Source organism: Pseudomonas sp. CIP-10 (assembly GCF_020911845.1).
GTDB classification, from domain to species: domain Bacteria; phylum Pseudomonadota; class Gammaproteobacteria; order Pseudomonadales; family Pseudomonadaceae; genus Aquipseudomonas; species Aquipseudomonas alloputida.
Window position 1 is genome coordinate 1972154 of record NZ_CP087160.1, and the last position, 12996, is coordinate 1985149.

12 protein-coding genes are annotated in these 12996 nt (G+C 62.8%); all 12 read right to left on the reverse strand.

Annotated features, from left to right (window positions below; genetic code table 11):
• Positions 1-40: 40 nt before the first annotated feature.
• Entirely contained in the window at positions 41-1894 is a 1854-nt protein-coding gene (nuoL, locus tag LMH93_RS08790) for an NADH-quinone oxidoreductase subunit L (RefSeq protein WP_003251447.1), read from the reverse strand.
• Complete coding sequence (nuoK, locus tag LMH93_RS08795; protein WP_003251446.1) at positions 1891-2199, reverse strand: NADH-quinone oxidoreductase subunit NuoK; 309 nt, start codon at positions 2197-2199, stop codon at positions 1891-1893. The genes nuoL and nuoK overlap by 4 nt, the downstream gene beginning before the upstream one ends.
• A gap of 3 nt (positions 2200-2202) precedes the next feature.
• Positions 2203-2703: an NADH-quinone oxidoreductase subunit J gene (gene nuoJ / locus LMH93_RS08800; RefSeq protein ID WP_003251444.1), complete on the reverse strand. Its 501-nt coding sequence runs from the start codon at positions 2701-2703 to the stop codon at positions 2203-2205.
• Between the two features lie 10 nt (positions 2704-2713).
• Entirely contained in the window at positions 2714-3262 is a 549-nt protein-coding gene (gene nuoI / locus LMH93_RS08805) for an NADH-quinone oxidoreductase subunit NuoI (RefSeq protein WP_003251442.1), read from the reverse strand.
• An 11-nt stretch (positions 3263-3273) separates the two neighbouring features.
• Entirely contained in the window at positions 3274-4281 is a 1008-nt protein-coding gene (gene nuoH, locus LMH93_RS08810; RefSeq protein WP_003251440.1) for an NADH-quinone oxidoreductase subunit NuoH, read from the reverse strand.
• Entirely contained in the window at positions 4278-6992 is a 2715-nt protein-coding gene (gene nuoG, locus LMH93_RS08815; protein ID WP_060545937.1) for an NADH-quinone oxidoreductase subunit NuoG, read from the reverse strand. Before nuoG ends, nuoH begins: the two co-directional genes overlap by 4 nt.
• A gap of 132 nt (positions 6993-7124) precedes the next feature.
• Entirely contained in the window at positions 7125-8486 is a 1362-nt protein-coding gene (gene nuoF, locus LMH93_RS08820) for an NADH-quinone oxidoreductase subunit NuoF (protein ID WP_010954901.1), read from the reverse strand.
• Positions 8483-8980 carry an NADH-quinone oxidoreductase subunit NuoE gene (gene nuoE / locus LMH93_RS08825; protein ID WP_003251433.1) on the reverse strand — a complete coding sequence of 166 codons (498 nt, stop codon included), beginning with the start codon at positions 8978-8980 and terminating at the stop codon, positions 8483-8485. The genes nuoF and nuoE overlap by 4 nt, the downstream gene beginning before the upstream one ends.
• A 2-nt stretch (positions 8981-8982) precedes the next feature.
• Positions 8983-10764, reverse strand: coding sequence for an NADH-quinone oxidoreductase subunit C/D (nuoC, locus tag LMH93_RS08830; protein ID WP_003251431.1), 1782 nt, complete (start codon positions 10762-10764; stop codon positions 8983-8985).
• A 79-nt stretch (positions 10765-10843) separates the two neighbouring features.
• Entirely contained in the window at positions 10844-11521 is a 678-nt protein-coding gene (locus LMH93_RS08835) for a NuoB/complex I 20 kDa subunit family protein (protein WP_003251429.1), read from the reverse strand.
• Between the two features lie 9 nt (positions 11522-11530).
• Positions 11531-11944 carry an NADH-quinone oxidoreductase subunit A gene (locus LMH93_RS08840; RefSeq protein WP_003251427.1) on the reverse strand — a complete coding sequence of 138 codons (414 nt, stop codon included), beginning with the start codon at positions 11942-11944 and terminating at the stop codon, positions 11531-11533.
• Between the two features lie 383 nt (positions 11945-12327).
• On the reverse strand, positions 12328-12990 hold the full coding sequence (locus LMH93_RS08845; RefSeq protein ID WP_185279587.1) for a lysoplasmalogenase: 663 nt from the start codon (positions 12988-12990) through the stop codon (positions 12328-12330).
• Between the last annotated feature and the right edge of the window lie 6 nt (positions 12991-12996).

Genomic DNA, 12996 nt, shown 5'->3' on the forward strand with positions numbered 1-12996 from the left:
GACGGGTTGGTTTCCTTTGGCAAAGTCGCAAGATTCATAGTCATACCGCAGCCACTACCACGGCACCGAGCACCAGCACGGCACCCACGGCGATAGAGGCGGTGTACCAGCGCAGTTGGCCAGTCTCGGTCTTGCTCATGGCCACGTGGCCACCACGCGCCATCCGAGGAATCAGGCCGATGGTGCGGTCAACCGGGTCCTTGCGCAGGATGTGGCTGATCAGCAGGTACGGTTTGACGAAAAGCTTGTCGTAGATCCAGTCGAAGCCCCAGGCAGCGAACCACCAGGCCGACAGGACGCGACCGATGCCACTGTTGGCGACGGCGCTGACGAAGCGACGCTTGCCCAAGAACAGCAGGGCGGCCAGCAGGATACCGGCGATGGCGATGGCACCCGAGGTGATCTCCAGCGCGTGCTTGGCTTCGCCACCGGCATGGCCGGCGCTTTCTGGCAGCACACCGGCCAGCGGCGGGGTGATCCAGGCGCCGACGAAGGTCGACAGCACGATCAGCACGCCCAGCGGCAGCCAGTGGCTGATGCCGTGGCCCGCGTGGGCTTCGGTCTTGGCTTCGCCGTGGAAGGCGATGAAGATCAGGCGGAAGGTGTACAGCGAGGTCATGAACGCGCCTACCAGGCCGGCATACAGCAGGCCGGTGTTGCCGCTGGCGAAGGCTTCCCAGAGGATCTCGTCCTTGGAGTAGAAGCCCACGGTCACGATCGGCAGGGCCGCCAGTGCCGCACCACCGACCACGAAGCTGGCGTAGGCCAGCGGCAGCTTCTTCCACAGGCCGCCCATCTTGAAGATGTTCTGCTCGTGGTGGCAGGCAACGATCACCGCACCGGAGGCAAGGAACAGCAGGGCCTTGAAGAAGGCGTGGGTCATCAGGTGGAAGATCGCCGCGTCCCAGGCACCCACGCCCAGGGCCAGGAACATGTAGCCGATCTGGCTCATGGTCGAGTAGGCGAGGATACGCTTGATATCGGTCTGTACCAGCGCAGCGAAGCCTGCCAGTACCAGGGTCACGCCACCGACCACACCAACAAGGTGCAGGATGTCCGGCGCCAGCAGGAACAGGCCGTTGGTACGGGCGATCAGGTACACGCCCGCGGTCACCATGGTTGCGGCGTGGATCAGTGCCGAAACCGGAGTCGGGCCCGCCATGGCGTCGGCCAGCCAGGTCTGCAGTGGCAGCTGTGCCGATTTACCGACCGCACCACCCAGCAGCATCAGCGTGGCCAGCACCATCCAGGTGTCGCCAGCCTGGAACTTCTGCGGTGCCAGCACCAGCAGTTCCTGCACGTTCAGGGTGCCCAGCTGGGCGAACAGGATGAACAGGCCGATGGCCATGAACACGTCGCCGATACGGGTGACGATGAATGCCTTGAGTGCCGCGTTACCGTTGTTGCGGTTGCTGTAGTAGAAACCGATCAACAGGTACGAGCACAGGCCCACGCCTTCCCAGCCGAAGTAGATGAACAGCAGGTTATCGCCAAGGATCAGGAACAGCATGCTGGCGATGAACAGGTTGGTGTACGAGAAGAAGCGCGAGTAGCCGGCTTCGCCACGCATGTACCAGGATGCGAACAGGTGGATCAGGAAGCCGACACCGGTCACCACACCGAGCATGGTGACCGACAGGCCGTCCAGGTACAGGGTGAAGTTCGGCGCGAAGCCGTCCACCGACATCCACTGCCACAGCAGCTGGCTGTACGCGCCGCCCTCAGGCGGGGCGACGTTGAACTGCCAGATGACGTAAGCGGCCGTGGCGGCCGACAGGCCTACCGAGCCGACGCCGATCAGGGCGGACAGGTTCTCCGAGAACCGTCCGCGCGAGAACGACAGCAGCAGGAAGCCGATGAGGGGAAAGACGAAAGTCAGGAAGAGAAGGTTCATCCGCGCATCTCACTGGCAGCATCGATGTCGAGAGTGTGGAAGCGGCGATACAGCTGCAGCAGGATGGCCAGGCCAATGCTGGCCTCGGCGGCTGCCAGGCTGATCACCAGAATGAACATCACCTGGCCGTCGGGCTGGACCCAACGGGCACCGGCGACGACGAACGCCAGGGCAGAGGCGTTCATCATGACTTCCAGGCTCATGAGCACGAAGAGGATGTTGCGGCGGACCATCAGGCCAACCAGACCTAAGCAGAACAGGATGCCGGCGACCGCCAGACCATGCTCGAGAGGGATAGCACCCATGATTTACTCCTTCGCCTCGTTGCGGCCCAGGTGGAAGGCGGTGACGGCTGCAGCCAGCAGCAGCATCGACGCCAGTTCGACCACCAGCAGGTACGGGCCGAACAGGCTGATGCCCACGGCTTTCGGGCCCACGGTGGTACCGCTGATGCCGGCGCCGCTCGGGGCGACGAACAGGACGTACAGCAGCTCCGCCAGCAGCAGGGTGCCGAGGATCACCGGCCCTGCCCAGATACCGGGCTTGAGCCAGCCCCGTTCCTGGGCGACCGAAGCCGGCCCGAGGTTGAGCATCATCACCACGAACACGAACAGCACCATGATGGCGCCGGCGTAGGCGATCACTTCCAGGGCGCCGGCAAACGGCGCACCCAGGGCGAAGAAGATCATGGCCACGGAAATCAGCGAAATGATCAGGTAAAGCAAGGCGTGCACGGGGTTGGTGCCAGTTACCACCCGAAGGGTGGAGACCACGGCGATCCCGGATGCGAAGTAGAAAGCGAATTCCATCTTTCTGTCCTTATGGGAGCAAGCTCTTCACGTTGATCGGCTCGGCTTCGTTCTGTGCAGAGCCCTTCGGCTTGCCAGCGATTGCCATACCCGCAACACGGTAGAAGTTGTAGTCAGGGTTCTTGCCGGGGCCGGAGATCAGCAGATCTTCTTTCTCGTACACCAGGTCCTGACGCTTGAACTCGGCCATTTCGAAATCCGGAGTCAGCTGGATCGCGGTGGTCGGGCACGCTTCTTCACACAGGCCGCAGAAAATGCAACGCGAGAAGTTGATGCGGAAGAACTCCGGGTACCAGCGGCCGTCCTCTGTCTCGGCCTTCTGCAGCGAAATGCAGCCAACCGGGCAGGCCACCGCGCAGAGGTTGCACGCTACGCAGCGCTCCTCGCCATCGGGGTCGCGGGTGAGGACGATGCGGCCGCGGTAGCGCGGCGGCAGGTACACGGGTTCTTCGGGGTACTGCAGGGTGTCGCGCTTGCGGAACCCGTGGGAGAACACCATTGCCAGGCTGCGCAGCTGGGTGCCGGTGCCCTTAACGATGTCGCCGATATACTTGAACATGGGTCAAATCCTCACTGGGCCGCGACGGCTGGCGTGTTGTAGAGCACGATCGCAGCGGTCACCAGCAAATTGATCAGGGTCAGCGGCAGGCAGAACTTCCAGCTGAAGTCCATCACCTGGTCATAGCGTGGGCGCGGGATCGAGGCGCGCAGCAGGATGAACAGCATGATGAAGAACGCGGTCTTCAGGGCGAACCACAGGAACGACAGTTGCGGCAGGATGCCGAACGGGCCGTGCCAGCCGCCGAAGAACAGGGTTACCAGCAGCGCCGAGATGAGGATGATGCCGATGTACTCACCGACGAAGAACATGCCCCACTTCATGCCGGCATACTCGATGTGGTAGCCGTCGGCCAGTTCCTGTTCTGCTTCCGGCTGGTCGAACGGGTGACGGTGAGTCACGGCGACGCCAGCGATGAAGAAGGTGCAGAAGCCGAAGAACTGCGGAATGATGAACCACAGGTTCTGCGCCTGGTACTCAACGATGTCGCGCATGTTGAACGAGCCCACCTGCACCACCACGCCCATCAGCGCCAGGCCCAGGAACACCTCGTACGACACGGTCTGTGCCGAAGCACGCAAGCTGCCCAGCAGAGCGTACTTGTTGTTCGACGACCAGCCGGCGAACAGCACCGCGTAGACCGACAGGCCGGCCATGGCGAAGAAGAACAGCAGGCCGATGTTCAGGTCGGCAACGCCCCAGGTCGGGGTGATCGGGATGACCACGAAGGCGATCAGCAGGGCGCTCATGGCCACTACCGGTGCCAGGGTGAAGATCACGCGGTCGACGAAGGGTGGGTTCCAGTCTTCCTTGAAGAACATCTTCAGCATGTCGGCAGCGATCTGGAACATGCCGAACGGGCCGACGCGGTTCGGACCGTAGCGGTCCTGCCACCAGCCCAGCAGGCGGCGCTCGACGAAGCTGAGCAGCGCACCGCAGACCACCACGGCCAGCAGGACCACGATGGCCCGCAGCACGGTGAGGATCACATCGATCACTTCGGGGGTGAACCAGCTCATTGTGCTGCCTCCTGCAGACCTTCGACGGATGCACCGAAGATGGCAGGCGGAATGCCAGCCAGGCCTTTCGGCAGTGCGACCAGGCCAGCGCCCAGCTCTTCATTGATACGCAGCGGCAGGCGCAGGGCCACACCGGCGACGTTCAGGCTCAGCAGGGCACCCTCGTTGACGCCCAGGCGGTCGGCTTCGGACTTGGCCAGGGCTACGTAGGCAGCCGGGATGCGTTCTTGAACCGGAGCGGCGCGCGAGGAGCTTTCTTCGCTGCCGAACAGGTGGAAGAACGGTACGGCAGTCCAGGTGCCACGGGCCGGGTTGAAGGCCCCCGGAATGGTGTTGAACCAGTTCAGGCGGTCGCCTTGCGATTCGATCAGGCGCACGCCCGGGTCACCGGCACGCAGGTGGCCACCGACCTCGTCCTGAAACTTGTTCCAGGCTTGTGGGGAGTTCCAGCCCGGCGACCAGGCGAACGGCACCTGCTGGCGCGGTTCGGCCGAACCCGAGTAGCCTTCCATGGAGAAGGCGAACGCGGTGTCCTTGTCTTGCGGGGTGCGCGGCTCGTGCACGCTGATGTTGGCACGCATGGCGGTACGGCCGGAGTAGCGCAGCGGCTCACGGGCCAGCTTCATGCCCTTGATGCGGAACGCAGCGCTTGGCGCGGCGTTGACGATGCCGGCCAGTTGCGGGGCGGCTTCGGCGCAGGCGCTGGTGACGTGGTCCAGCTGGGTCCAGTCGACCGGCTTGTTCAGCAGGGTGGCACGCAGGGCGTGCATCCAGCGCCAGCCTTCGTGGATCTGGATGCTGCTGTCCAGGTACTGCGGGTCGAACACCTGGAAGAAGCGCTGGGCACGGCCTTCCTGGCTGACCAGGGTACCGTCACCCTCGGCGAACGAGGCGGCCGGCAGCACCAGGTGGGCGCGGTCGACGGTGGCAGTTCTGGAGTGGTCGGCAACGATCACCACCTTGGCCGCAGCCAGGGCTGCATCGACCTTGGCGGCCGGTACGCGGGCGTACAGGTCGTTTTCCAGCACGACGATGGCGTCTGCTTTGCCGCTGATGACCGCGTCCAGCGCGGCATCGACCGACTCGCCACCGAGCATGGCCAGGCCAAGGCTGTTGGCCTCAGGTACCACCAGGCTCAGCGAGCCGTTTTTCTCGCGCAGTTTCAGGGCTTTGGCGATGTTAGCGGCGGCTTCGATCAGCGCTGGGTCGGCCAGCGACGTACCGGCAACGACCAGTGGGCGCTTGGCGGCGACCAGGGCGTCGGCGATGCGCTGGGCCAGGGCCTTGGCTTCGTCGTCCAGGCCGGCGACGGCAGGGGCGCTCGGGTCGATGGCGTGGGCCACGGCGAAACCGATGCGGGCCAGGTCGGCCGGCGCGGCGTGTACGCACTCTTCGGCGACGTCGTCCAGCTTGGTTTCAGCCAGGGACGCGATGAACAGCGGGTACAGCGCGTGCTGGCCGATGTTCTTCACGGCAGCGTCGAGCCAAGGCTGCACTTTCATTGCTTCGGCCATGGCCTCGGCCTTGCCTTTGGTGGCCTGGCGCACGGCCAGGGCAACGCGGGCAGCGGTCTGGGTCAGGTCTTCACCGAGCACGAACACGGCGTCGTGGTCTTCGATGTCGCGCAGGGTCGGCACGGGCAGCGGGCTGTTGTTCAGCACGTTCAGGGCCAGGCGTACGCGGGCCAGTTCGCCCGCTTCCATGCCCGAGTAGAAGTACTCGGCGCCGACCAGCTCACGCAGGCCGTAGTTGCTTTCGAGGCTGGCGCGTGGCGAGCCGATACCGACGATGGTACGGCCGCGCAGCAGGTCGGCGGCCTTGTCCAGGGCGGCGTCCAGGCCTAGCTTGGTACCGTCGGCCAGTTGTGGCTGGCGTGGGCGGTCCTTGCGGTTGACGTAGCCGTAGCCGAAGCGGCCGCGGTCGCACAGGAAGTACTGGTTGACCGAACCGTTGAAGCGGTTTTCGATACGGCGCAGTTCGCCGTAGCGCTCGCCCGGGCTGATGTTGCAGCCGCTGGAGCAGCCATGGCAGATGCTCGGGGCAAACTGCATGTCCCACTTGCGGTTGTAGCGCTCGGAGTGGGTCTTGTCGGTAAATACGCCGGTCGGGCAGACCTCGGTCAGGTTGCCGGAGAACTCGCTTTCCAGCACACCGTCTTCGACGCGGCCGAAGTACACGTTGTCGTGGGCGCCGTAGACGCCCAGGTCGGTACCACCGGCGTAGTCCTTGTAATAGCGCACGCAGCGGTAGCAGGCGATGCAGCGGTTCATCTCATGGGCGATGAACGGGCCGAGGTCCTGGTTCTGGTGGGTACGCTTGGTGAAACGGTAGCGGCGCTCGTTGTGGCCGGTCATTACCGTCATGTCCTGCAGGTGGCAGTGACCGCCTTCCTCGCACACCGGGCAGTCGTGCGGGTGGTTGGTCATCAGCCATTCGACGACGCTGGCGCGGAACGCCTTCGACTCTTCATCGTCGATGGAAATCCAGGTGCCGTCGGAAGCAGGGGTCATGCAGGACATGACGATACGACCACGGGTGTCGTTCTCGTCGGTGTACTGCTTGACTGCGCACTGCCGGCAGGCGCCAACGCTACCAAGCGCCGGGTGCCAGCAGAAATAAGGGATGTCGAGGCCGAGCGACAGACATGCCTGTAACAGGTTGTCTGCACCGTTGACTTCGAGCGCTTTGCCGTCTACGTGGATAGTGGCCATTGTTCAAAGTTCTTCGTTGGCCCGCGTGAGCGGGCGTGGCTAATGGAAATCGGTGAGCTTGCGACACGCCTCGATTGCTCGGGCCTGCCGGTAAGCTGGCGAGTGGCACGGACCACCCGCCTAATCATCTTGTTATGCGCCGACCACGATCGGCTTCGCCAGGTCGGGGCGCAGGGTGGCAGCGCTTTCTGGCGCCACACCGGCCTCGAACTCCGAGCGGAAGTATTTGATGGCACTGCCCAGCGGCTCGACGGCACCTGGTGCGTGAGCACAGAAGGTACGGCCCGGGCCGAGGAAGTTGACCAGTCCCAGCAGCGTCTCGATGTCCTCGGCGCGGCCTTGGCCGTTTTCCAGTGCGCGCAGCATCTTCACGCTCCACGGCAGGCCGTCACGGCATGGGGTGCACCAGCCGCACGATTCGCGGGCGAAGAACTCTTCCATGTTGCGCAGCAGCGACACCATGTTGATGCTGTCGTCGACCGCCATGGCCAAGCCAGTACCCATACGGGTGCCGACCTTGGCGATGCCACCGGCGTACATTTGTGCATCAAGGTGCTCGGGCAGCAGGAAGCCGGTACCGGCGCCGCCTGGCTGCCAGCACTTGAGCTTGAAGCCATCACGCATGCCACCGGCGTAGTCTTCGAACAATTCGCGTGCGGTAACGCCAAATGGCAGTTCCCACAGGCCTGGGTTCTTCACCTTGCCGGAGAAGCCCATCAGCTTGGTGCCGTGGTCCTCGCTGCCTTCGCGGGCCAGCGACTTGTACCAGTCGTTGCCGTTGGCGACGATGGCCGGGACGTTGCACAGGGTTTCGACGTTGTTCACGCATGTCGGCTTGCCCCACACGCCAACGGCGGCAGGGAAGGGCGGCTTGGAGCGCGGGTTGGCGCGGCGGCCTTCCAGCGAGTTGATCAGCGCGGTTTCTTCACCGCAGATGTAGCGGCCGGCACCGGTGTGCACGAACAGCTCGAAATCGAAACCGCTGCCCAGGATGTTCTTGCCCAGCAGGCCGGCGGCCTTGGCTTCATCGATGGCACGGTTGAGGTTTTTCGCTGCGGTGGTGTACTCGCCACGCAGGAAGATGTAACCGCGGTAGGCCTTCAGGGCGCGGGCGCTGATCAGCATGCCCTCGACCAGCAGATGGGGCTGTTGCTCCATCAGCATGCGGTCCTTCCAGGTGTTCGGCTCCATTTCGTCCGCGTTGCACAGCAGGTAGCGGATGTTCATGGATTCGTCTTTGGGCATCAGGCCCCACTTCACGCCAGTGGGGAAGCCTGCGCCGCCACGGCCTTTGAGGCCGGAGTCCTTGACGCTCTGCACGATGTCGTCGGCGGACATTTGCGCCAGCGCCTTGCGGGCTGCGGCGTAGCCGTTCTTCGATTCGTACTCGGCCAGCCAGACCGGCTCGCCGTCGTCGCGCAGGCGCCAGGTCAGTGGGTGGGTTTCGGCCGAGCGCGCGATGCGGTTGGCCGGGCCGAAGGAAGTAATGGTCATACGTAACCCTCCAGCAGTTTGGAAACGCCAGCCGGCTGCACGTCACCGAAGGTGTCGTCGTCGATCATCAGTGCCGGGGCCTTGTCGCAGTTGCCCAGGCAGCACACGGGCAGCAGGGTGAAACGGCCGTCGGCGGTGGTCTGGCCGAGGCCGATGCCCAGCTCGCTCTGGATCTGGCTGACCACCGACTCATGGCCGCCGATGTAGCAGACCATGCTGTCGCACACGCGGATGATGTGGCGGCCGACCGGTTGGCGGAAGATCTGGCTGTAGAAGGTGGCGACACCCTCGACGTCGCTGGCCGGAATGCCCAGCACTTCGCCGATGGCGTGAATGGCGCCGTCCGGCACCCAGCCACGCTCCTTCTGGACGATCTTCAGGGCTTCGATGGACGCCGCGCGCGGGTCCTCGTAGTGATGCATTTCGTGCTCGATGGCCGAGCGCTCGGTTTCGCTCAGGGCGAAACGGTCTGTCTGGATAAGCGTGCTGTTCATGCTTAGCGGTCCACGTCAGCCATAACGAAGTCGATACTGCCCAGGTACGCAATGAGGTCGGCAACCATGCTGCCTTTGATCACCGAAGGGATCTGCTGCAGGTGCGGGTAGCTCGGGGTGCGGATCCGGGTGCGGTAGCTCATGGTGCCGCCATCGCTCGTCAGGTAGTAACTGTTGATGCCCTTGGTCGCTTCGATCATCTGGAACGACTCGTTGGCCGGCATGACCGGGCCCCACGAGACTTGCAGGAAGTGCGTGATCAGGGTTTCGATGTGCTGCAGGGTGCGCTCTTTCGGCGGCGGCGTGGTCAGCGGGTGATCCGCCTTGTACGGGCCTTCCGGCATGTTGCGCAGGCACTGGTCGATGATGCGGATACTCTGACGCATCTCCTCGACACGGACCATGCAGCGATCGTAGGCATCGCCGTTGTGGGCCAGCGGTACTTCGAACTCGAAGTTTTCGTAGCCGGAGTAAGGACGGGCTTTACGCAGGTCGAAGTTGCAACCGGTGGCACGCAAGCCGGCACCGGTGGTGCCCCATTCCAGCGCTTCCTTGGTGTTGTACGCGGCAACGCCGATGGTACGGCCCTTGAGGATGCTGTTTTGCAGGGCGGCCTTGGTGTATTCGTCGAGGCGCTTGGGCAGCCACTCGACAAAGTCCTTGACCAGCTTGTCCCAGCCACGTGGCAGGTCGTGGGCGACGCCACCGATGCGGTACCAGGCCGGGTGCAGGCGGAAACCGGTGATCGCTTCGATCACGGTGTAGGCGCGCTGGCGGTCGGTGAAGGTGAAGAACACCGGGGTCATGGCGCCGACGTCCTGGATGTAGGTACCCAGGAACAGCAGGTGGCTGGTGATGCGGAAGAACTCGGCCAGCATGATGCGAATCACGTCGACCTTCTGCGGCACCTTGATGCCGGCCAGCTTCTCTACCGCAAGCACGTACGGCAGGTTGTTCATCACCCCGCCGAGGTAATCGATACGGTCGGTATAGGGGATGAAGCTGTGCCAGGACTGGCGCTCGGCCATTTTTTCGGCACCACGGTGGTGGTAGCCGATGTCCGGTACGCAGTCGACGATTTCTTCACCGTCCAGCTGCAGGACGATACGGAACGCACCGTGCGCCGAAGGGTGGTTGGGGCCGAGGTTGAGGAACATGTAGTCCTCGTTGGCGCCCTGACGTTTCATGCCCCAGGCTTCCGGGTTGAAGCGTGCCGATTCCTCTTCAAGCTGCTGCTTGGCCAGGGTCAGGCTGTAGGGGTCGAACTCGGTCGCACGGGCAGGGTAGTCCTTGCGCAGCGGGTGACCTTCCCAGGTCGGCGGCATCATGATGCGGCTGAGGTGCGGGTGGCCGGCAAAGTCGATGCCGAACATGTCCCAGACTTCGCGCTCGTACCAGTTGGCGTTTGGCCAGATGCCCGTCACGGTCGGCAGGTTCAGGTCGCCTTCGCTGAGCGACACCTTGATCATCACATCGCTGTTACGCTCGATCGACAACAGGTGGTAGAACACACTGAAATCGGCGGCTGGGAGGCCACGGCGCTGGGTGCGCAGGCGCTCGTCGACGCCATGCAGGTCGTACAGCATGCTGTAAGGCTTGGCGACGCCGCGCAGGAAGCTGAGCACCTCTTTGAGCTGGGCGCGTTTTACCCACAGCACGGGCATGCCGGTGCGGGTCTCCTGGGCGACGAATGCTTCGGCGCCAAAACGGTTGTTCAGTTCGACGACCACATCCTGGTCGTCAGCCTTGTAGGGCGGAATGAAAATAGCGTTGTCCGCTGTCATGGTCTCGGTCGCTTTGGGTCAACGTTAAGAATGAAGCCAGGCCGCCGGCTCCTTCGGGAGCGGGCGGCAGGTCGCTGGATCAGACTTCGTCGGGGCTGCGCAGGTTGGTTACTGCAATGCGCTGCTCACGACGCAGGTCTTTCTGGGCTGGCATCTCGGCACGGTAAATACCTTGATCACCAACAACCCAGGAAAGCGGGCGTCGTTCTTGGCCGATCGACTCCTGCAACAGCATCAAGCCTTGCAGGAAAGCCTCAGGGCGTGGCGGGCAGCCAGGCACATAGACGTCCACGGGGAGGAACTTGTCGACCCCCTGAACGACCGAGTAGATGTCGTACATGCCACCGGAGTTGGCGCACGAACCCATGGAAATGACCCATTTTGGTTCGAGCATCTGCTCGTACAGGCGCTGGATGATCGGTGCCATCTTCACGAAGCAGGTACCGGCAATGACCATGAAGTCGGCCTGACGCGGCGAGGCCCGGATGACTTCGGCGCCGAAGCGGGCGATGTCGTGGGGTGCCGTGAAGGCCGTGGTCATTTCCACGTAGCAGCAGGACAGGCCGAAGTTGTACGGCCAGAGGGAGTTCTTGCGGCCCCAATTGACCGCGCCACGCAGCACATCTTCAAGTTTGCCCATGAAGATGTTCTTGTGGACCTGGTCCTCTAGCAGTTGATCGGTGACGGTTTCCCGTTCACCGACCGGGTACTGCTCGTTGGGCGCATCCGGATCGATTCTGGTGAGATTGTATTGCATGCCAAAGCCTCATTGTTTCAGCTTCGCTTGCCGCTTGCGGCGACCTTCGGGAGCCCAATCAAGTGCCCCGACGCGCCATAGGTAGACAAGACCTGCCAACAGAATTGCTATGAAAACGAGTGCTTCGACGAATCCGGTCCAGCCGCTTTCGCGGACGGACACAGACCATGCAAAGAGAAAGAGGGCTTCGATATCGAAGATCACGAACAGCATCGCGACCAGATAGAATTTGGCGGACAGGCGCAGGCGAGCGCTGCCGACGGGCAGCATGCCGGATTCGAAGGGTTCGTTCTTGGCGCGGCCCCAAGCCTTGCTACCGAGCAGGCTGGACAGGCCGAGCATGAAGGCGCACAGGCCGACGACACCCAGGAGGAAGATGGCAAAGCCCCAGTTGTGGGCGATGAGTCCTGCCGAATCGGACATGCTAGAAATCCTTATACAGAGACCCAGCTCTGCAGTCTGAAATAAGTGTAGAGCGGCGACTTGGCGTCGCACATGCAGTGACCAAATGTCGCAGCCGAATCAATCGCGCTGATTTTATGGGTAAACCTGGTGCAAGTAAAATTTCTGTCGCAAATTTATTCGTAGGATTAAGTACAAAAACCGTTCGTAACTGGCTGAGAGCCTTGAAATTCGGGCATTAGGCGCGGTTTTGTTAATTATGTTTCTTGCTGCAGGTAACGAATTGCAAGTCCTGTAATGATAATTAATATCATTTGAGCTGCTGCCGTTGAATTTGGCTCTTCTGTGCCTTGTAAAGTTCATCTGGCGATTCCCCCTACTTGCAATTGCAAAAAACCCTTGTTCTAGCAGCTCTCGGTCCTGCGCGCACCGCTCTGGGTCAATACTTTATCGGTTAAGCGATGACCGACTGATGAAGCGATGGCCCATTGGCCGAGCCAGTAGGCGAGGATGATCAGGTACGGTGCGGCGGCGAACGGGCTGACGAAGCGGTCGATGCCGATCAGGCTGTCGGAGAACACGAACAGGCCGGCACCGAGCGCTGCCAATCCCCCGCAGGCCAGTGCGCGCCAGAGCATGGCGCTGATAGCCAGGGCGTAGAGCGCTACCGGGATCAGCAACGGGCCGAGGCCGTGGCTGGCCAGTACGCCGAGCAGCGCGATGCCCGTGATTGCGCTGAAGATCAGTGCGGGCAGGGCGGGGCGCAGGGTAATGCCGCAATAGCCGCGCAGGTAAGCAAGGTGAGCGCAAAGGAAGGCGGCCAAACCGAACACGAACAGGTCGGCGGGGATGGCCAGCAGGATGTCACCGAGTACCGAGAAGCCCAGGCCGATCGAGATCCACGTGCGATAAGGTGAAACCGGGGTGCTGCGCAGCCAGGCAATTAAGGCCAGCACCGGGATGGGTTTGGCCATGAGGGCGAGCAGGGTGTTGTCGCTGGCCAGTGCATATATATAGAGGGCAGCGGCGGTCAGGGCGAGAATCATCAGGTGGCTTGGACGAGGCATGGGCGG

Coding starts and splice junctions, on each gene's coding strand:
- nuoJ (WP_003251444.1), bottom strand. CDS start 2,703: ATGGAATTCGCTTTCTACTTCGCATCCGGGATCGCCGTGGTCTCCACC.
- LMH93_RS08845 (WP_185279587.1), bottom strand. CDS start 12,990: ATGCCTCGTCCAAGCCACCTGATGATTCTCGCCCTGACCGCCGCTGCC.
- nuoL (WP_003251447.1), bottom strand. CDS start 1,894: ATGAACCTTCTCTTCCTGACTTTCGTCTTTCCCCTCATCGGCTTCCTG.
- nuoI (WP_003251442.1), bottom strand. CDS start 3,262: ATGTTCAAGTATATCGGCGACATCGTTAAGGGCACCGGCACCCAGCTG.
- nuoH (WP_003251440.1), bottom strand. CDS start 4,281: ATGAGCTGGTTCACCCCCGAAGTGATCGATGTGATCCTCACCGTGCTG.
- LMH93_RS08840 (WP_003251427.1), bottom strand. CDS start 11,944: ATGTCCGATTCGGCAGGACTCATCGCCCACAACTGGGGCTTTGCCATC.
- LMH93_RS08835 (WP_003251429.1), bottom strand. CDS start 11,521: ATGCAATACAATCTCACCAGAATCGATCCGGATGCGCCCAACGAGCAG.
- nuoK (WP_003251446.1), bottom strand. CDS start 2,199: ATGGGTGCTATCCCTCTCGAGCATGGTCTGGCGGTCGCCGGCATCCTG.
- nuoE (WP_003251433.1), bottom strand. CDS start 8,980: ATGAACAGCACGCTTATCCAGACAGACCGTTTCGCCCTGAGCGAAACC.
- nuoC (WP_003251431.1), bottom strand. CDS start 10,764: ATGACAGCGGACAACGCTATTTTCATTCCGCCCTACAAGGCTGACGAC.
- nuoG (WP_060545937.1), bottom strand. CDS start 6,992: ATGGCCACTATCCACGTAGACGGCAAAGCGCTCGAAGTCAACGGTGCA.
- nuoF (WP_010954901.1), bottom strand. CDS start 8,486: ATGACCATTACTTCCTTCGGCCCGGCCAACCGCATCGCGCGCTCGGCC.